The organism is Aeromonas sp. SrichE-2G, assembly GCF_017939565.1.
Classification (GTDB): Bacteria; Pseudomonadota; Gammaproteobacteria; order Enterobacterales; family Aeromonadaceae; genus Aeromonas; species Aeromonas taiwanensis.
Map to the genome: position 1 here is coordinate 1,265,987 of NZ_JAGKRG010000004.1, position 18,341 is coordinate 1,284,327.

Here is an 18,341-nt window from a genome sequence, read left to right on the forward strand (position 1 = left end):
CCGCCGTGACCAGCCTCATGGGTCGGGTTGTGATCCGGATCCCTATCTGAACTGCCTCTGATCAGGCTGGTAGTGGAAATCCCCGCTGGCAAGGCGGGCGATCAGGGCCTCCTTGTCGAGATCCTGGGCCCGGCAGAGATCGTCCAGATCCGCGTAGTGATCGCGCAGCTTCATGTTGACCAGACTCAGCAGCATGTTGACGTCCATGGTGGCAAAGTTGTTCAGGTTCATGGCTGTTGCTCGCTATCCAGCAGGTGGAGTTGTTCGATGGCGTCGCTGACGCTTTGCAGGTGCACGCGGATGTTCTGGCGCGCCTCGACCGGCAGGTAGTCGGTCAGGGTGTGTTGCCAGCTGCCCGCTTCGGTCTTGAGCTGCTGGAACAGGGTGAGCCCGGCCGGAGTGAAGGAGACCAGGCTGATGCGCTTGTCCTGTACGCTGTTCTCGGTGAACAGGATGCCTTTCTCCACCAGACGATGGATCTCGCGGGAGATCCGCACCTTGTCCATGCCGCTCGCCTCCACCAGCTCTTTCTGGCTGATGGGGTAGTGGGGACCAAGCACCATCATCAGGCGCCATTGCGGCACGGTGAGTTGGTACCGCTGCTGATAAAACTGTTCAAAGGTATCGCGCACCATCTCAGCGGCGTGGACCAGCTGGTAAGGAGGGTAGTGCGCGAGCAGCTCTATGATTTTCGACATATGACATCCTGCTGTGGCGGCTGCATCGGGTGCAGTTTCTCTTGATACTTTGAACTTGATGATACGTAAGACAGGCACATTTGTCCGACCAGGCACCAGAAAAATGTGCGGTTGCGCACGTGTTGCATCATGGAAAAGAAAAATCGGGGTCTCAACTGGCCTGCTTGCCGACGGCGTGACGCAACCAGATCAGGGCATGATGGGTCAACCAGGCTTCGCGACTCTGCAAGGCATAGAGTGCGGCTTCGTCGCGGCTGCCCCCCTGCCAGTGGCGAGGCTCCTGCTTGGGCAGTTTGCGCTGGCCCAGCAGGGCGGCGGGTACATGAGGGTTGGCGGCAAGGGCGAGGGCCAGATGGGGGCGTGCGGCCTCTTCTCCCTCGCAGACGAAACTCATCAGCGCCCGGTTGTAGAGCAGCCAGCAGGAGGCTTCATCGAAGCGAACCAGGAGCTGTTGCAGGGCGTCCCACTCCCCTTGCCAGGCATAGAGGCTGGAAAGGGCATGGCGGCAACCCGGCTCGTCTGCGAGGCAGAGCGCGAGCAGGGAAAGGTACTCCTCCCTGGCCTGTGTCAGCTGTCCCAGGCGCAGCAGGCAGTCGGCCCGACCCGCTCTGGCCGCGATAAGGGGCCGCACTTCAGGGGCGCGCCAGCCGTAGCCGGCGTGGGCTTGCCAGAACGCCTCGTCGAACAGGGGGGCGGCATCGGCCACGATGCGCTCAAACCAGGGGAGACGGGCGAGAGGATCGCGGCAACTGGCCGCCTGCTCGAACCATTGCTGCCACTGGCGGGTCTGGTCGGTCTCGGGAAGCGCCGCCTCCTCGGGCTGGGCCTCATAGTGATCCTGGCTCAGCAAGAGGTTCAGGGCCGTTTTCATCTGCTGGCGCTGGCGCTTGCAAAAATCGAGGAAGGGCAGCTCGCTGGCCGCGGCCTGGTGCAGCATCTGGGCCATAGGCCTGTCGCGAAACAGGCAGAGCTCCGCCACCAGGCTGAAGCGATGGCGGGTCGCCGGATCGTTGAGATCCGTCGGGGTGGGCCAGCAGGCGACCCCCTGGCTGAAACCGTAGCTCCACTGGCCGAGGGGATGGCTCTGCTCGAACACCTGTTCCGGGGTCTCGTTGGAGAGGCGGCACTGGCTCGGCAGCGCGAGCCGGGCGTCGTCAGCCTGGGCCTCCAGCTCGGCGATCAGGTGGTGCAGCGCCTCGGCACTCTTCTCGTCCAGCTCGGCGTCATGGGGCAGCAGGCCGGCCAATGGGGTCTGCCAGTCGGGGGCCGTCGGCCCCGTCAGACGGGCGCAGAGAAAGCCGTGCAGGGCCGGGTAACTCATGTCCTGCCCGCTGTGGGTCTGGATCCACTGATTGAGATGACGGGTACGAGTGGCTGGGTTCATCGACGCTTCCTCCGGATTTGACGGCCGCGAAGTCTACCTAAAAGTGGGGGTATTTGCAGCAAAGATGCGATTGAATGATGCTAATATCGCCAATCTGGTCGCCGGAGCGCGCGAAAATAGTCCGCGCGGCGGGGCGCGGGGCTAGGTCCCGCCACCGCTCTGGGGTAACATGCGCGCCAGCATGAGAAACAAGCCCCGTCCTCTCCCATGGGATGGCGGCGAGGCACCTCTATTGACGGGCCGTGAGTGCAGGCCCACCCGGATATTGAAAGAAGAGATCACCATGTTACAGATTGGCAAGATGAACACCCTCACCGTCGTTGAGATCGAGGATCGCGGCGCCTGGCTGGCGGCTGGCGAAGAATACGGCGAGCTGCTGCTGCCCAAGCGCCAGCTGCCGGAAGGCGTCGTCGAAGGGGGCGAGGTGACCGTCTTCCTCTATCTGGACGCCGATTGCGAGCCGGTGATCACCACCGACAAGCCCTTCGCCATGGTGGGTGACATCGTTGGCCTCAAGGTGGTCAACGCCAACAAGATCGGGGCCTTCCTCGACTGGGGCATGAAAAAGGATCTGTTCGTGCCAAGCCGCGAGCAGAACAAGCCGATGCAGGTGGGGCACACTTATCTGGTGCACCTGATGCTGGACAACGAGGGGCGTATGGTGGGCACCAGCCGCCTCGAGCGCTTCCTGCGCATCGATCCCCCCTTCAAGGCCGGGGACGAGGTGACGGCGCTGCCGGGCGAGCACACCCCTCTTGGCATCAAGGCCGTGGTCAACGGCCAGTACGCCGGCATGCTGTTCAGGAACGAGGTGTTTGGCCGCGTGATGACGGGGCGGCCGCTGACCGCCTGGGTCAAACAGGTGCGTGAAGACGGCAAGCTGGATCTGGCCCTGCAAAAGCCGGGACTGGCCCGGATGGACGATGCGGGCGAGCGTATCCTGGTGCGCCTGCAAAAGCAGGGTGGGAGCCTGGCGGTGGGGGACAAGAGCGACCCCGAGCTCATCTACAAGATGTTCAACATGAGCAAGGGCACCTTCAAGAAGGCGATCGGCGGGCTCTACAAGCAGGGCAAGATCGTCATCGAGGAGCACAGCATCCGTCTCGTGGCAGAGCACACCGGGGAAGGCGAATAAGGTGCCGAGTCCCTGCATCGGCGATTGTCGAGCCAAGGATGGGCTCTGCCTCGGCTGCGGCCGCACCCTGACCGAGATTGGCCAGTGGTCTGCCATGGACAGCGAAGCCCAGCTCGCCCGCATGGCCGAGCTCGATGGCTCGAAGAGTACCCATGCCTGCCCAGGGTGTGGCGAGCCGGCGTTCTGCGCCGTGTCGGCGGGGGAACCCATCGAGCGCTGCTGGTGCAGCCAGCTGCCTGCCCTGCCCATGAGCGAGGCGAGCGCCTGCTGGTGCCGGCGTTGTCTGTCCAAGGCCATCGCCGCCCGTCCCTGACGGGCTGGAACGACGGACACGAAAAAGGCGCCTGGGGCGCCTTTTTTATGCCTGTTGCTGACGGTGCCAGCGCACGTGCACCTCGTGCTCGCTCTGATCCCGGGGCAACAGGAAGGTGGCGTAGATCACCTCGAATTCCTCCTGATGATCCAGCAGGCCGACCCAGACCTCGGCCCAACGAGCCATGTCGACCGGCACTCCGAGTTCGGTCGACCAGTCGGCATTGGGCAGGGTGGCCTCGACGGCCCCGCGTTGCTCGAACTCGAGGGTGATGTCGACGATTTGTTCGGGGGCCAGCATGTCGGCTGCCTGCTCCAGAAACTGATCATAGGCCCACTCGACCAGCTGATCCGGGCTACGTTGTTCCATGAAATCACTCCAGATACGTCCAGGTTCGCCACTTTAACAAGTATTGGGAGTGGCAGCCAGCCTGGGTCTGCACGGCGCACTGTCAAATGACGGGCTCAGGGGGTAAGGTTAACAGAGCCGCCAGCATGGGCGGCATGGCGAGGCGTGCGGGCAGTATGAAACGACGACAGCACAGGCGACGGATCACGCGGCGGCGGGAGACCTGGTGGTGGCACTATCTGCCGCTGCATCGGCAGACCGTCGGCGGGCATCTGGGCCCTGTGCCCGAGTCCGCCGACGTGCCTAGCCTGCCTCGTGGACACGGGTCAGGGTGATCTGGCCAAGCTGGCTCATCTGGCGGCGGATCCAGGCCGAGCGCTGCTGCACATAGGGCGAGGGGGGCTTGACCCGGTAGCGCCAGGGGTTGGGCAGGGCGGCCGCCAGCAGAGAGGCCTCATAGCGGGTCAGACGGGCCGCCGGCTTGCCGAAGTAGTGCCGGGCGGCGGCCTCGGCCCCATAGATGCCGGGCCCGAACTCGACGATGTTCAGGTACACCTCGAGGATGCGGGACTTGTCCCAGCCCAGCTCCATCAGCAGGGTGAACCAGGCCTCGATCCCCTTGCGCAGGAAGCTGCGATCGCTCCACATGAAGAGGTTCTTGGCCGTCTGCTGGCTGAGGGTGCTGGCACCGCGCACCCGCTCACTGCGCTGATTGTGCCTGAGCGCCGAGCTGATGGCGTCCATGTCGAAGCCGTGGTGTTCGGCAAAGCGCTGATCCTCGGCGGCGATGACCGCCAGCTGCAGCTCGCGGGAGATCTGCTCGAGCGGCACCCAGTCGTGCTTCACCTCCGCCACCTTGGCGGGGGGAAACAGCGCCCGCTCCAGGCGCCAGGTCCACATGGGCGGATCGATGAAACGCAGCACCACCACGGAGAAAATGGTGCTGAGGAAGGCGGCCAGCAGCAGCTTGCCGAGCCAGTTCAGCAGACGACGCACCCGGGACGGCGGCACCTCGTCAGATTCCGGCTCCCAGTCATAGTGGCGCGGATCATCGGGATCCGGAATTATTGGGGCAGCCATTCGATGTGGCAGAACTTCTCGTCGACACGGCGGGAGAGCAGCATGCGGGCGAACAGGTGCTCATACTCTTCCTGCTCGTTGCCAAGGCCGACCCAGACCTCGATATACTCGGCATCGCTGACGTCAAAGCCGACGTCGGCCGCCCAGTCATCGGCGGGATCGGTTTCCGCCAGCAGGCCGCGGTCGTTGAACTCCTGGTTGAAGCGGGCGATCTCCTGCTCCGGCAGGTTGTCGGAGGCCAGCTCCATGAAGAGTTCGAGGGCGGTGTCGAGCAGTTCCTCGACACTGTGCATTTCGTCGTTCAAAGACATAAGACCTGTGTTCCAGATAAAGGGGAGGGGCGCCGTCGGCAGACCCCGTGGTGCGCGGTATTCTAGCTGGCCGTGCCGCCCTTGGCGAGATGCCCTGGCACCAATAAAAAACCGGACCCTGGGACAGGATCCGGTCTTCATTGGGGGAAGGGGTCACGCATGGGGCGTCAGCTCATCCCTTCTTGTCGTCGGCGAAGGTGATGTTGAGCTCCAGTACCGACAGCTCGTCACTCTTCTTGTCGAGCTGGACCGTGATCTTGTCAGGGTCTATCTCCACATACTTGCGGATCACGTCGAGGATATCCTGCTTGAGCTGGGGCAGGTAATCCGGCCCCCCTCTGGATGAACGCTCGTGGGCGACGATGATCTGCAACCGCTCTTTGGCCAGTTGTGCGGTGCTCTGTTTCTTGTTGGAACGGAAATAATCCAATAATGACATGCTTAACTCCCGAACAGTCGGCTAAAGAAGCCCTTCTTCTCTTCTTCCAGAAAACGAAAATCCTTGGTGTCGCCCAGCAGACGCGCGACGGCGTCCTCGTAGGCCTGACCGGCATCGGACTCCTTGTCCAGGATGACCGGTTCCCCCGAGTTGGAGGCGCGCAGCACCGCCTGGGACTCCGGGATGACACCGAGCAGCTTGATGGCCAGGATCTCCTGCACGTCCTGCACGCTCAGCATGTCGCCGCGGTTGACGCGGGTCGGGCAGTAGCGGGTCAGCAGCAGGTGCTCCTTGATGGGCTCTTCGCCGCGCTCGGCACGGCGTGACTTGGAGGCCAGGATCCCGAGGATGCGGTCGGAGTCGCGCACGGAAGAGACTTCCGGGTTGGTGGTGACGATGGCCTCGTCGGCAAAGTAGAGCGCCATCAGGGCGCCAGACTCGATGCCGGCGGGGGAGTCGCAGACGATGTAGTCAAACTGCATCTCCGCCAGCTGATCCAGGATCTTCTCGACCCCTTCGCGAGTCAGGGCATCCTTGTCCCGGGTCTGGGAGGCGGGCAGGATAAACAGATTCTCGCAGCGCTTGTCCTTGATGAGGGCCTGGTTGAGGTTTGCTTCCCCGTTGATGACGTTGACGAAGTCATACACCACGCGGCGCTCGCAGCCCATGATGAGATCCAGATTTCTCAGGCCAATGTCAAAATCGATGACCACTGTCTTGTGGCCACGCTGGGCTAAACCGGTACTCAGGGCCGCGCTGGTTGTGGTCTTGCCAACGCCACCTTTGCCCGATGTAACGACTATGATTCGCGCCATTCTCGCTTCCTTGTAACTCTATTTGATTCGGTCTATACGAAGTTGTTCGTTGTCCAGCCGGATATGGACTGGCTCTTGGATAAGGCCTGCCGGCAATGCATCGCTGAGCTGGAAGGTGCCCGCGATGGAGAGCAGCTCGGCCTGCAATTGCTGGCAATAAATGCGGGCCCTGGGATTGCCCTTGGCCCCTGCGATGGCCCGGCCACGCAGGGCACCATACACATGGATGCTGTCGTCGGCGATCACCTCGGCGCCCGGGCTCACCGAGCCCAGTACCACCAGGGAGGTGCCGGCGGCATAGATCTGCTGGCCGGAGCGCACCGGGCCGACGTGGACCTTGCTGGCTTCCAGGGGAGCTGGAACGGGGGCGATCGGTGTCGCCACCACGGGTTCGGGGGCCGGTGCGGGCGTCACGGGTTCGGGCTCTGCCTTGCGGCTTCTGCCCGATACCATGACGGCGAGCCCGGCCGCCTTGGCCGCCGTCTTCATTGCCTCGTCCCGCGTCCCCGTGATACCGACCAGCACGAAGTCTTCCGACTCGACCAGCTCCTTGAGCTGTTCGAAGTCGGGGATCTCGGTGAGCCGTTCCACATTGAGGACGAGGGGGGCACAATTAAAAAACTGGGGGGCCTGCGCGACCTTGGCCTCCAGCAGTTGTCTGATCCGGGCCAGATTGCCATCGCTGAGATGCAACACAGAAATAGTGAAGGTAGTCCCTTTCAATTCGTTATCGCGTTCAACCATGAATCTTCCCCGAACCGAGACGGCAATACGTTATTGTTATTCAATTCCCGATGTTATAGTTTGCCACCACCAGAGGCAATAAACCCGTCGGATTATATCAAGTTCCATGTTGTGTGCAGTCTATAAAAGTCGCAAAAAAGCCGAGACCTATCTCTTTATTGAAAGAAGAGAGGATTTTTCCCGCGTCCCCGAGGTGCTGATGAGTACCTTTGGGCGCCCCGAGCTGGTGCTGATGACCAAGCTGGATCCGGCCAAGCCCCTGGGGCTGGCCTCGACCGAGCGGGTGATGGCCGCCCTGAAGAGCCAGGGCTTCTATCTGCAGGTGCCGCCTCCGCCGGAAAACCTGCTGGAGCAGCACAAGGCGCAGTTGAAGGGCGCCCGCTGATGCCGAGCCGGTCGGCACTGCTGTTGTTGGGGGCCCTGCTGGGGTCCCCCGTGCTGGCCGGCGTCGATTTCGACCACTATGTGGCGAGCCTCAGAGAAGAGGCTTTGGCGGCAGGCATCCCGTCTGCGACGGTGACCGCCGCCTTTGCCGATGTCCGGTTGGTGGAAGCGGCTATCAGGCACGACAAAAATCAGCCGGAATTCAAATTGACGCTGGACACATATATTCCACGCGCCGTCCCGGAATGGAAAGTCAAGCAGGCCAGAGCCTTATATCGCCAGCATTTGCCGTTGCTCACAAAAATAGGGCGGGAATATGGGGTGCAGCCCCGTTTTATTGTCGCCTTGTGGGGAATAGAAACCAATTTCGGCAAAATCACCGGTCATTATCCCCTGATCTCTTCCCTGGCAACCCTGGCTTGGGAAGGGCGGCGAGAGGCTTTCTTCAAGGGGCAGTTGTTCGATGCCCTGCACATCCTGGCGCAGGGGCATGTGAGCCCTTCCGCCTTCCAGGGCTCCTGGGCAGGGGCCATGGGGCAGGTCCAGTTCATGCCCTCGTCATTTCTCGCATACGCGGTGGATCAGGACGGGGACGGCAAAAAGGATCTTTGGGGCAATCTCGCGGATGTGTTTGGTTCGGCAGCCAATTATCTGCACAAGAATGGCTGGCGCGAGGATCAGACCTGGGGGCGGCGGGTGAGGGTGCCGGACTCCCTTGACACGGCGCTGATCGGGCTGGCAGTGCGCAAGTCGCTGCACGACTGGCAGGCCCTCGGGGTTCGCCAGCAGGATGGCTCCCGGCTTCCTAAGGCCGACATGCAGGCCTCCCTTATCCGGCCGGACGATATTCACGGGCGCAGCTACCTCGCCTATGACAATTACCGGGTGCTGCGCCACTGGAATCGCTCCCCCTATTTCGTGGTGGCCGTCGGCACCCTGGCCGATCGTATCGTGGAATAGCCGTCTCTCGTAACCTCATCTCATTCATGCCTCACGGCTACCCGTATCGGGCCGCTGCTTTCCGCTTTTCTCCTTGTCCCTTTATTTCATGCGGCCTGAATCTGGGCTTTCCCGACAGGCCCGTGAAATAAAGACCAAAAAAAAAAAGCGGGAACATATCCCGCTTTTTTCATGTCAGTGCGATCCGGATTTAGTCGCAGGCAACCTGCATCACCTTGATGGCCAAGCCACCGCGGGAGGTCTCGCGGTACTTGGAATCCATGTCCTTGCCGGTGATGTACATGGTCTCAATCACCTTGTCCAGGGAGACGCGCGGCTTGGAGGTACGGCGCAGGGCCATGCGGGAGGCGTTGACCGCCTTCATGGCGGCGATGGCGTTGCGCTCGATGCAGGGCACCTGTACCTGGCCGGCAACCGGGTCGCAGGTCAGACCCAGGTTGTGCTCCATGCCGATCTCGGCGGCTTCGCAGACGTGCTCCGGGCTGCCGCCCATCAGCTCGGTCAGGCCGGCGGCGGCCATGGAGCAGGAGACACCCACCTCACCCTGGCAACCCACTTCGGCGCCGGAGATGGAGGCGTTCATCTTGTAGAGCATGCCGACGGCGGCAGCGGCCAGGTAGAAGCGGGTGTATTCGTCGCGGCCCACCGGCTGGATGAACTTGTCGTAGTAAGCCAGCACGGCCGGGATGATACCGGCGGCACCGTTGGTCGGCGCGGTGACGACGCGGCCACCGGCGGCGTTCTCTTCACTGACCGCCAGGGCGAACATGTTGACCCAGTCCACGATGTTCATGGGATCGTTGGAGAGGTTCTCGTTGGTGGTCAGCTGGCGATAGAGCGGCGCGGCACGGCGCGGCACGCGCAGCGGGCCGGAGAGCACGCCCTCGGTGCGGCAGCCGCGCTCGATCCCTTCACGCATGGTGGTCCAGATCTTGCCGAGCTTCTTGTAGATCTCTTCCGGGGTGTTGAAGCACTTCTCGTTCTCCATCATCAGGGCGGAGATGGAGAGGCCGCTCTGGCCGCAGTGGGCGAGCAGCTCGGCCGCGCTCTTGAACGGGAAGCTGACGGCCATGTCGCCGCTGTCGCTCTTGCCGAAGTTCTCTTCGTCAACGATGAAGCCACCGCCGATGGAGTAGTAGGTCTTGCTGTAGATGGCGTCGTCTTCGATGAAGGCGGTCAGCTTCATGCCATTCTCGTGCAGGGGCAGGGCCTCGTCATGGAAGACCATGGCGCCTTTCGGGAAGCTGACGGTATGGCAGTGCAGGCCGATGGGCAGGCGGCCGGTCTGCTCGACACGGGAGATGAATTCGGGGATGGCGTCGATATCGACATTTTCCGGCAGGTTGCCCGCCAGACCCATGATGATGGCGGTGTCGGTGTGGTGACCCTTGCCGGTCCAGGAGAGAGAGCCGTAGACATCGACCTGGATCCGGGTGATGTCACGGATCTTGCCGCCAGCACGCAGTTCATCCACGAACTGTTTGGCTGCCTTCATGGGGCCGACAGTGTGGGAAGAGGAGGGGCCAACACCGATTTTGAAGATATCAAAAACGCTGATCATGTAACAATTACCTCAGGGTAGAAGGGGGCGCCATGCCCGCTTGCAGAAAGGGGATCCATGGGACTGTCTGTCATCACAAAGGCCAAGGAACCGAATAACCACAGTGTAACGGCTCAATACCTAAAAAAAGTTGAAACAGATCTATTTTTGTTGAATTCGTGGCGCGAGTATAAAATTTATTTTGATGGTTATCCATTTTGTTAAGCGCATGGCAAACGTTTTGCCAAAAAATACCCGGCGAGGCCGGGTATGAGAGCGCCATATGTGGCTTGTTTACGTCGCATTAACATTCGGTGATGTTGACGGCGAGGCCGCCACGGGCCGTCTCCTTGTACTTGGTCTTCATGTCGTTACCGGTCTCCCACATGGTCCTGATCACCTTGTCCAGCGACACCTTGTGCTCGCCGGTGCCCCGCAGGGCGAGGCGGGCGGCATTGATCGCCTTGACCGCCCCCATGGCGTTGCGCTCGATGCAGGGCACCTGCACCAGGCCGCCAATGGGGTCGCAGGTCAGCCCCAGGTTGTGCTCCATGCCAATTTCCGCGGCATTCTCGACGATGGCGGGGCTGGCCCCCAGCAGCTCGGCCAGGGCGCCGGCCGCCATGGAGCAGGCGACGCCCACCTCGCCCTGACAGCCCACTTCGGCCCCCGAGAGGGAGGCATTCTTCTTGTAGAGGATGCCGATGGCGGCGGCGGTGAGGAAGTACTGCATCAGCAGCTCGTCATCCACCTTGCGCACGAAGCGATCGTAATAGTGCAGCACCGCGGGGATGATGCCGGCGGCGCCGTTGGTGGGGGCCGTCACGACCCGGCCACCGGCGGCGTTCTCCTCGTTGACGGCCAGGGCAAACAGGTCGACCCACTCCATCACCATCAGGGGATCCTTGTTGAAGCTGGTTTCGCCGCAGAGCTGACGATAGAGGGCAGGGGCGCGCCGCTTCACCTTGAGGCCGCCGGGCAGCACCCCCTCGCTCTTGCAGCCGCGCTCGACACAGCCCTGCATCGCCTGCCAGATCTTGCGCAGGCCCGCCTTGATCTCCGCCTCGCTGCGAAACACCTTCTCGTTGGCCAGCATCAGCCCCGAGATGGAGAGGCCGCTCTCCTGACATTGTTCAAGTAACTCGGCGCCGCTCTCGAACGGGTAGGGGATGGGGTGGGCGGCATCGAAGCGGGCGGCCTCTTCCCGGGCGTTGGCGAAGTGGCTCTCCTCGATGATGAAACCGCCCCCGATGGAGTAGTAGGTCTGCTCGAAGATCAGGGAGTCACCCTCGAAGGCACGCAGGGTCATGCCGTTGGAGTGGGCGGGTAGGGTCTTGCGCCGGTTGAAGATGATGGCGCCGATGCGGGGGAAGGCGCTGGGCTGTTCGCCCCCGAGGTGCAGGTTCTGGCTCTTTTCCACCTGTTCGAGGAAGGCGGGGATGGCCTCGATGTCCACGGATTCGGGTTCAAACCCGGCCAGCCCCAGGATGATGGCCTTGCCGGTGCCGTGTCCCTTGCCGGTCTGGCCCAGGGATCCGTAGCACTCGACCACGACGCGGTCGGTGCGGGTCAGGAGTGCGTGCTGCTTGAGGGTGTGGACGAAGGCGCAGGCAGCCCGCATCGGTCCCACCGTATGGGAGGAGGAGGGACCTATCCCGATGGAAAACAGGTCGAAGACACTGATCATGACGTACTCCAGTTATGGATTTCGTCTAAACATTGTAAATTTTTTGTAGTCGATGAAAAGAGGATAAGTAGTGGCGTGTGATGACGGTGGGGAAATGGGGGCAAGGGGCGGGAGAGAAGCGCCATGGGAGCCGGCCAGGGATCCCATGGCGGGGGGCTATCAGTCGAGGAACTCGCACAGATAGGCGGTGGCCACCTTCACTTCCAGCTTGAAGGAGGAGTGACCGGCCACGTCGAAGGACTCGCCCTGGTGGTAGGTGTGCCACTCATCTTCATCGGCCAGCTGGATGGTGAGGGCTCCCTTGATCACGGTCATGCGCTCCGGGGCGGCGGTGTTGAACAGGTATTCGCCCGCTTCCATCACGCCGACCGTGGCTTTGTCGCCTTTTTGCTCGAAACCGATGGATTTAACATTTCCGTCAAAATATTCGTTAACTTTCAGCATCTTTTCTTCCCTGTATGCACGTTTGCTGAGCCAACGTAGCACAGAGTTTCGGATCTTGTCATGGTAAAAGGAGGAAAAACAGCCGTGTCTCTTTTGAATCTTTACTTTCTCATAAACTCATCAATGCATTTCATTAACGGATTCTGATGTAAAACGGGAAGCAAATATGAGATAAAGCGCACCGCCAGAGCAATGGAGAGGATTTGACGCTCTGGGTGGTCATTTACGCTGCAAAAGTGTGAGTAATTGCTAAATAAAGGAACATTCTGTGTTAACGAAAGGATTAATCAAAAACATCGGCTTCCAGGTTGTGGTTGCCATGGTGCTGGGTGCGCTGGCTGGTGCGCTCATGGGTGAACAGGCCACGGTGTTTGCGCCGTTCGGTACCCTGTTTATCCAGTTGATCAAGATGCTGGTGATCCCGCTGGTGGCGGTTGCCATTCTGTCCGGGGCCGCCAACCTGGGGGCCAGCCCGGCTGCAGGCAAGATAGGCGTCACCACGCTCGCCTTCTTCCTCATTACCTCCGCCCTGGCGGTGTTCCTGGCCCTGGTGATGGGACAGATCTTCAAGCCCGGTGTCGGCGTCGACTTCGGCGCTACCGCGGCCATGTTCTCCGGTGACTACGCCGACAAGGGCGAACTGCCCGATGCGGTGGCCACCCTGCTCGGCATGATCCCGACCAACGTCTTCAGCGCCCTGAACGAAGCGAACATCCTGCAGATCCTGGTCTTCTGCATGTTCCTCGGGATCGCCCTGGCCAAGCAGCCCCGCGAGCGCGCCAAGCCGCTGGTGGACGGGCTCAACACCCTGGTGGACGCCTTCGTCTGGATGATCAACAAGGTGATGCTGATCGCCCCCATCGGGGTCTTCGGTCTGATGGCCGACGCCATCGGCACCTACGGCTTCGATGTGCTGACCCTGGTGCTCAAGCTGTTCGTGGTCTATGTCGCCGCCATCCTGATCTTCGGTTTCGTGGTCTACCCGCTGCTGGTCGCGTTCTTCTCCAACACGCCGGTACGCAAGTACTTCTCCGCGATGAAGAAGCCGCAGATCGTGGCCTTCTCCACCGCCTCTTCCATGGCGACCCTGCCGGTCAACATGGAGACCTGCGAGCATGATCTGAAGGTGACCAACGCCACCGCTTCCTTCGTGCTGCCGCTGGGCGCCACCATCAACATGAGCGGCAACGCCATCTATTATGGTCTGGTCGCCATCTTCTTCGCCCAGGTCTACAACATCGATCTCTCCATGGGTGCCTGGGCGGCGATCATCGTCACCTCCACCCTGGGTGCCATCGGTCAGGCGGGTGTGCCGGGTCCGAGCTTCCTGGTGGTTGCCGTGCTGCTGGCGGCCGGTATTCCCATCGAGGGTCTGCCGCTCTTGTTCGCGCTGGATCGTCTGTTCGACATGATCCGGACCGCGCTGAACATCACCGGTGATGCGGCCTGTGCCATCATCGTCGACCGCTACAGCCCGGATTACGATCCGGACCGCTGGAGCAAGGAGGCCTGAGACCGGGTCTTCCGTCACCAATAGAAGAGGGAGGCATCACGCCTCCCTCTCTCTTTTTGTACGCTTCCCGGCCGCTCGCGATTCAGGGAGCGAGCTGGGTCAGTGCCTGCTGGCAGCGCTGCTCGGCGGCATCCAGCTCCAGCAGCACTATCTGGATGTCTTCCAGCTGCTGCTGCAGCGCTTCCCGCTTGTCGGCCACCAGTCCCAGCATGGTCTGCAACTGGGAGCGGCTGCTCTTGTCCGCGTCATAGAGATCGAACAGCTCGCGGATCTCCGCGAGGCTGAATCCCAGGCGCTTGCCGCGCAGGGTCAGCTTGAGACGTACCCTGTCCTGACGGCTGTAGATCCGGGTCTGCCCCTGACGGGTCGGGTTCAGCAATCCCTGATCCTCATAGAAACGGATGCTGCGGGTGGTCACATCGAACTCACGGGCCAGCTCGCTGATGCTGAAGGTACGGGTGTCATCCTTGGATTTGGTCATAGGGCAATCTTGGCTGTCATCTGGTTGTCAATGCAGGCTGGCACCTTACCCAAACGTCAACTTCCCCGCAAGTCTTGTTCCGGTGGCGGCGGCGGCATATGTTATCCCAATGTAACAAGGAGAGTGCTATCGATGGATATCGTGATTGTGGCGGCCAAACGTACCCCCATGGGGGCGTTCCAGGGGGCCCTGAGTTCCCAGAGTGCGCCCGAGCTCGGCGCCTGTGCCATTCGCGCCGCCTTGGCGGCGGCGGGCATCGGCGGGGAGCGGGTCGATGAGGTCTATCTGGGCAACGTGCTCAGCGCCGGGGTCGGGCAGGCGCCGGCCCGTCAGGCGGCGCTCAAGGCCGGCCTGCCGGATAGCGTGCCCTGCACCACCCTCAACAAGGTGTGCGGCTCCGGCATGAAGGCAGTCATGCTGGCGGCGGATGCCCTGCGCCTGGAGGAGGCCGAGGTGGTGGTGGCGGGGGGCATGGAGAGCATGAGCCGCGCCCCCTATCTGCTGGACAAGGCGCGCAGCGGTTTTCGCATGGGCCATTCGACCGTGCTGGATCACATGTTCCTGGACGGTTTGCAGGATGCCTACGAGGGGCACCTGATGGGCCACTATGCCCAGCTGAGTGCCGATAAGGCCGGACTGACCCGTGCCGACATGGATGCCTTCGCCATCGCCTCCCTGGAGCGGGCCCTGGCGGCTCAGCAGAGCGGTGCCTTCGAGGCCGAGCTGACCCCGGTGATGGCCGCAGGGACCCTGCTGCTGGCGGAGGACGAACAACCGGGGAAGGCGAGGCCCGACAAGATACCCGCGCTCAAGCCGGCCTTCAGCAAGACAGGTACCATCACCGCAGCCAATGCCAGCTCCATCTCGGACGGGGCGGCGGCCCTGGTGTTGATGCGGGCCGACACGGCCAGGCGTCTGGGGGCGCCGGTGCTGGCCAGGGTGGTGGGCTACCAGAGCCATGCCGCCCTGCCGGCGGCATTTACCAGTGCACCCGTCGGTGCCATCGAGAAGTTGCTGGCCCGGGTGGGCTGGTCGGTGGAGGAGGTGGACCTGTTCGAAGTGAACGAGGCCTTTGCCATGGTGAGCATGCTGGCCATGGCGGGGTGCCAGATCCCCCATCAGAAGCTGAACGTCAATGGCGGCGCCTGCGCGCTGGGCCATCCCCTCGGGGCCAGCGGCGCCCGCATCCTGGTGACCCTGACTCACGCCCTGCGGACCCGTGGGCTGAAACGGGGGGTGGCGAGCCTGTGCATCGGGGGTGGCGAGGCGACTGCAGTAGCCATCGAGGTGGATTGAGGCACGAGCCCGGTGTCCGCGCAACCGGCATGAACGCCCCTCCTGGAGGGGCGTTTTCTTTTATGGGGGGGCTGACTCGCCCTCCATGGCCTCAAGCTGCTGGTTGACCCAGGTGGTCGCGGCCAGATAGAGGTGGCTGACCTTCTCCTCGTTGAGCCCCAGGCGGGCGGTATTGGCGGCGATCCGCTGCCAGTCGGCCTGCTCGTAAGCCTCGCAGAAGGTGAGGTAGAACCCGAGGTTGCCCTTGCGCTCCAGCAGGGCGGTGCGCACCTCGTCTGTCAGGGGGAGGGAGCCGAGCAGCTGCTCCAGGGGTTGTCCCATCAAGACGTCCAGAAGGGAGAAGAGCCCGGTGGTAAAGGCCTGCTGGGCCTGCTGGGCCGGGGCATGGGTCTGGGCCAGCAGCTCGCAGAACCGGGCCCGGACGAGGGACATCTGATGGAGCTCGGCGCTCTTGTCGTGGCCGGCGCTGGTGGCGGCGATGAGGGCCACCAGGCGCTTGAGCTGAACATGACCCAGCGCGCTCGCGGCCTGGCGAAACGAGGCGATGGGCTGGGGAAAACCCTTGAGGTGGTTGATGTAGCGCAACAACTTGAACGAGAGGGAGAGATCCTGGTTGAGCAGCAACTCTATCTTGTCCAGATCCGGCTCGGCCTGGTTGACCACCTTGAGCAGCTGCATCACCACCAGCTGGGCCGGCGGCATGGCGGCCTGCTGCACGATCTGGGGATGGCTGAAGAAGAAGCCCTGGAACAGCTGAACCCCGAGCTGCTTCATCCGCTCGAACTCGGCCTCGTCCTCCACCTTCTCGGCGAGATAGGTGAGGGGCAGGTGGCGGTGACTCGCCATGAAGCGTTCGATGCTGGAGATGGAGGTGCTGCGCAAGTCGAACTTGATGATGTGGATATAGGGCAGAAACCGCTCCCAGGCATAGACCAGGGTGAAGTCGTCCAGCGCCAGGCGATAGCCCAGCTCGTAGAGCTGGATCACCTTGGCCAGCAGGGCGTCATCGGGGTCGACGTCCTCCAGGATCTCGATGACGACCTTGTCCCGGGGCAGGCACTCGGCCAGGCCGTCCAGCAGCAGGGAGTAGGGGAAATTGATGAAGCAGGGGTGATCCCCCAGCAGTTGATCGATGTTCTGCTGCACGAATTGTTCGGCCACCAGTCGGGAGGTGGCCTGCTGTGCGGAGATGGGTGGAAAGACGTTGTCCAGGCTGTCGCGAAACAGCAGTTCATAGGCTTGGGTTTTCAAGTCCCGATCCAGAATGGGCTGCCTGGCTACATAGGAATACATGCATCTCTCCACCATGAGGGCAGGTTTGATTCTATGGTGAAGCGGATCACTATGCCAGTGTCGAGCGGGTCGATGCGGTCAACAACTGGCAGAGTGCCGTGGCGCAGAGCCCTGGATCAGAAGAGGTAGTTGAGCTGCAGGCCGGCGAGCCAGGCATCCCCTTCAGAAGTGCCGCGGAAGGTGGAGGTGGTCTGCGGTATGCCGGGCTTGAGCTGCATGGTCTCGTTCACCTCGACCTGCTTGCCGTCGATCATGGTGAGACCCAGATCCAGGGAGAGGTTGCGATCGATCTGGTAGCCCACGCCGGCGCTGTACCAGATCCGGTCGGAATCCGGAATGGAGATGGTACGGCGATCGGCGGGCACCGGGCTGCGATCGTAGGCCATCCCTGAGCGCAGTTGCCATTGGGGGGCCAGCCGATAGGTCAGGCCGACGGCGTAGCGCCAGCTGTCCTGCCAGTGCTCGTCCTTGATGTGCATGGTGCCGTGGTGATCGAGCCCGGATTCCAGTTGCACGAACTTGCTCCAGTTGGTCCAGTTGATGCTCGAGTGCAGTGCCAGGGCCGGGGTCAGCTGATGGAACAGGGCCAGCTCGGCGGTGGCGGGGAGGGGCAGATCCAGACTGCCGGTGTCGGTGAAGGTGCGTCCCTGCAGGTCGGTGCCGACGGCGTCGCCGGAGAGGGTCAGGTTCACGTCGTGGCGATAGGAGAGGCCGATGCGGGTCGCCTCCGAGAGGGTCAGCAGGGTATCCAGGTGCCAGCCAAGGGCCCAGCCATCCCCCTTGAGGTGCTTGGCGATCTTGTTGTTGGAGGGGAAGGTGCCCCCCACTTCCCCCTCGCCGTGGATGGCGCCGAGCCCGCCGCCCACGGACCAGTGCTGGTTGACGCGATACGCAAGGGAAGCCCCGAGATCCACCGTCTTGATGTCGGAGACGTTGCCGAAGTGGCCGGCGTTGTAGTTGTCCGGCATCTGGACGCCGAGGCCATAGTAGGAGGTCGCCGACAGGCCCAGCCACCACTGCTCATTCAGCGGGAGGACGAGGTAGGCGTTGGGCACCCAGGCATTGTCGGCGATATCGTGGGCGCTGGCGTCGAGTGCCACCGGCCCCAGGGCGGTGGGCACCCGGGTCGAGCCTTCGATGTTGACGTCGGGCCGGATATGGATGACGCCACCGGAGAAGGCGGTGCGCTCGAAGCGGGTCATGGCGGCGGCGTTGCGAGCGAGCACGCTGGCATTGTCGGCGATGGCTGCTTCGCCTGCGAAGGCGCGCCCAAGGCCGGTGGCGGATTGCTCCGCCAGCTGGAAGCCGGCCCCCTGGGCGTGGCCAGAGAGCAGCGCCAGGGCGATGAGGGAAGGTTTGATGGTCGAATGCATGGTTTTTCCTCGGGATGAACTGGGTGTTCATTCTCTTATTCGGTTGGGGGCGGGATTTTATATGGTACGACCAGTAAGGCAACCGGGGCGGGGTCTGGGCGGG

At 62.4% G+C, this 18,341-nt stretch carries 21 protein-coding genes; 6 read left to right on the forward strand and 15 right to left on the reverse strand.

Going from position 1 to position 18,341, the window contains the following annotated elements; translation table 11 throughout:
• Window positions 1-42: 42 nt before the first annotated feature.
• The 3 genes from J9885_RS07700 to J9885_RS07710 all read right to left on the reverse strand — a co-directional run bounded on the left by J9885_RS07700 (window position 43) and on the right by J9885_RS07710 (window position 2,082).
• Window positions 43-231 (reverse strand): DUF4250 domain-containing protein, encoded by a 189-nt coding sequence (locus J9885_RS07700; protein ID WP_134695789.1) that lies wholly within the window; start codon window positions 229-231, stop codon window positions 43-45.
• Window positions 228-698, reverse strand: coding sequence for a MarR family winged helix-turn-helix transcriptional regulator (locus J9885_RS07705; RefSeq protein ID WP_210548638.1), 471 nt, complete (start codon window positions 696-698; stop codon window positions 228-230). The genes J9885_RS07700 and J9885_RS07705 overlap by 4 nt, the downstream gene beginning before the upstream one ends.
• Before the next feature lie 151 nt (window positions 699-849).
• The gene (locus J9885_RS07710) at window positions 850-2,082 is read right to left on the reverse strand and encodes a UPF0149 family protein (RefSeq protein WP_210548639.1); all 1,233 of its coding nucleotides are present in this window, start codon (window positions 2,080-2,082) and stop codon (window positions 850-852) included.
• Window positions 2,083-2,347: 265 nt separating this feature from the next.
• Between J9885_RS07710 and J9885_RS07715 the strand changes: the two genes are divergently transcribed.
• Both J9885_RS07715 and J9885_RS07720 read left to right on the forward strand, forming a co-directional pair.
• Window positions 2,348-3,217 (forward strand): S1-like domain-containing RNA-binding protein, encoded by an 870-nt coding sequence (locus J9885_RS07715; RefSeq protein ID WP_134695786.1) that lies wholly within the window; start codon window positions 2,348-2,350, stop codon window positions 3,215-3,217.
• A gap of 1 nt (window position 3,218) precedes the next feature.
• Window positions 3,219-3,530, forward strand: coding sequence for a DUF1289 domain-containing protein (locus tag J9885_RS07720; protein ID WP_210548640.1), 312 nt, complete (start codon window positions 3,219-3,221; stop codon window positions 3,528-3,530).
• A gap of 45 nt (window positions 3,531-3,575) precedes the next feature.
• Here the strand turns inward: J9885_RS07720 and J9885_RS07725 are convergent, their stop codons facing one another.
• From J9885_RS07725 to minC, 6 genes are all read right to left on the reverse strand, one after another.
• Window positions 3,576-3,899 carry an HI1450 family dsDNA-mimic protein gene (locus tag J9885_RS07725; protein WP_134695784.1) on the reverse strand — a complete coding sequence of 108 codons (324 nt, stop codon included), beginning with the start codon at window positions 3,897-3,899 and terminating at the stop codon, window positions 3,576-3,578.
• Window positions 3,900-4,181: 282 nt separating this feature from the next.
• Window positions 4,182-4,889, reverse strand: coding sequence for a monofunctional biosynthetic peptidoglycan transglycosylase (mtgA, locus tag J9885_RS07730; protein ID WP_210548954.1), 708 nt, complete (start codon window positions 4,887-4,889; stop codon window positions 4,182-4,184).
• Window positions 4,890-4,942: 53 nt separating this feature from the next.
• Window positions 4,943-5,269: an HI1450 family dsDNA-mimic protein gene (locus J9885_RS07735; RefSeq protein ID WP_043760726.1), complete on the reverse strand. Its 327-nt coding sequence runs from the start codon at window positions 5,267-5,269 to the stop codon at window positions 4,943-4,945.
• A 172-nt stretch (window positions 5,270-5,441) separates the two neighbouring features.
• Entirely contained in the window at window positions 5,442-5,708 is a 267-nt protein-coding gene (minE, locus tag J9885_RS07740) for a cell division topological specificity factor MinE (protein WP_005301252.1), read from the reverse strand.
• 2 nt (window positions 5,709-5,710) lie between these two features.
• Window positions 5,711-6,523 carry a septum site-determining protein MinD gene (minD, locus tag J9885_RS07745; RefSeq protein ID WP_210548641.1) on the reverse strand — a complete coding sequence of 271 codons (813 nt, stop codon included), beginning with the start codon at window positions 6,521-6,523 and terminating at the stop codon, window positions 5,711-5,713.
• Between the two features lie 18 nt (window positions 6,524-6,541).
• On the reverse strand, window positions 6,542-7,267 hold the full coding sequence (gene minC, locus J9885_RS07750; protein ID WP_210548642.1) for a septum site-determining protein MinC: 726 nt from the start codon (window positions 7,265-7,267) through the stop codon (window positions 6,542-6,544).
• Window positions 7,268-7,373: 106 nt separating this feature from the next.
• Between minC and J9885_RS07755 the strand changes: the two genes are divergently transcribed.
• Window positions 7,374-7,652: a YcgL domain-containing protein gene (locus J9885_RS07755; RefSeq protein ID WP_029314494.1), complete on the forward strand. Its 279-nt coding sequence runs from the start codon at window positions 7,374-7,376 to the stop codon at window positions 7,650-7,652.
• Window positions 7,652-8,611 carry a lytic murein transglycosylase gene (locus tag J9885_RS07760; RefSeq protein WP_210548643.1) on the forward strand — a complete coding sequence of 320 codons (960 nt, stop codon included), beginning with the start codon at window positions 7,652-7,654 and terminating at the stop codon, window positions 8,609-8,611. Before J9885_RS07755 ends, J9885_RS07760 begins: the two co-directional genes overlap by 1 nt.
• A 190-nt stretch (window positions 8,612-8,801) precedes the next feature.
• Here J9885_RS07760 and J9885_RS07765 read toward each other — a convergent pair whose 3' ends face one another.
• The 3 genes from J9885_RS07765 to J9885_RS07775 all read right to left on the reverse strand — a co-directional run bounded on the left by J9885_RS07765 (window position 8,802) and on the right by J9885_RS07775 (window position 12,282).
• Window positions 8,802-10,172, reverse strand: coding sequence for an L-serine ammonia-lyase (locus J9885_RS07765; RefSeq protein WP_134695780.1), 1,371 nt, complete (start codon window positions 10,170-10,172; stop codon window positions 8,802-8,804).
• A gap of 283 nt (window positions 10,173-10,455) precedes the next feature.
• The gene (locus J9885_RS07770) at window positions 10,456-11,838 is read right to left on the reverse strand and encodes an L-serine ammonia-lyase (RefSeq protein WP_210548644.1); all 1,383 of its coding nucleotides are present in this window, start codon (window positions 11,836-11,838) and stop codon (window positions 10,456-10,458) included.
• Between the two features lie 159 nt (window positions 11,839-11,997).
• Window positions 11,998-12,282, reverse strand: coding sequence for a pyrimidine/purine nucleoside phosphorylase (locus J9885_RS07775; RefSeq protein ID WP_167576694.1), 285 nt, complete (start codon window positions 12,280-12,282; stop codon window positions 11,998-12,000).
• Window positions 12,283-12,550: 268 nt separating this feature from the next.
• Here J9885_RS07775 and J9885_RS07780 point away from each other — a divergent pair, with 268 nt between their 5' ends.
• Window positions 12,551-13,795 (forward strand): dicarboxylate/amino acid:cation symporter, encoded by a 1,245-nt coding sequence (locus tag J9885_RS07780; RefSeq protein WP_210548645.1) that lies wholly within the window; start codon window positions 12,551-12,553, stop codon window positions 13,793-13,795.
• Window positions 13,796-13,877: 82 nt separating this feature from the next.
• Here J9885_RS07780 and J9885_RS07785 read toward each other — a convergent pair whose 3' ends face one another.
• Window positions 13,878-14,276: a MerR family DNA-binding transcriptional regulator gene (locus J9885_RS07785; RefSeq protein ID WP_210548646.1), complete on the reverse strand. Its 399-nt coding sequence runs from the start codon at window positions 14,274-14,276 to the stop codon at window positions 13,878-13,880.
• Between the two features lie 132 nt (window positions 14,277-14,408).
• On the opposite strand from J9885_RS07785, the gene J9885_RS07790 reads away from it, so the two are divergent.
• On the forward strand, window positions 14,409-15,572 hold the full coding sequence (locus J9885_RS07790) for an acetyl-CoA C-acyltransferase (protein WP_210548647.1): 1,164 nt from the start codon (window positions 14,409-14,411) through the stop codon (window positions 15,570-15,572).
• 60 nt (window positions 15,573-15,632) lie between these two features.
• Here the strand turns inward: J9885_RS07790 and J9885_RS07795 are convergent, their stop codons facing one another.
• Window positions 15,633-16,865, reverse strand: coding sequence for an HDOD domain-containing protein (locus J9885_RS07795; RefSeq protein WP_210548648.1), 1,233 nt, complete (start codon window positions 16,863-16,865; stop codon window positions 15,633-15,635).
• A 116-nt stretch (window positions 16,866-16,981) separates the two neighbouring features.
• The gene (locus J9885_RS07800) at window positions 16,982-18,238 is read right to left on the reverse strand and encodes an outer membrane protein transport protein (protein ID WP_210548649.1); all 1,257 of its coding nucleotides are present in this window, start codon (window positions 18,236-18,238) and stop codon (window positions 16,982-16,984) included.
• Window positions 18,239-18,341: the final 103 nt, after the last annotated feature.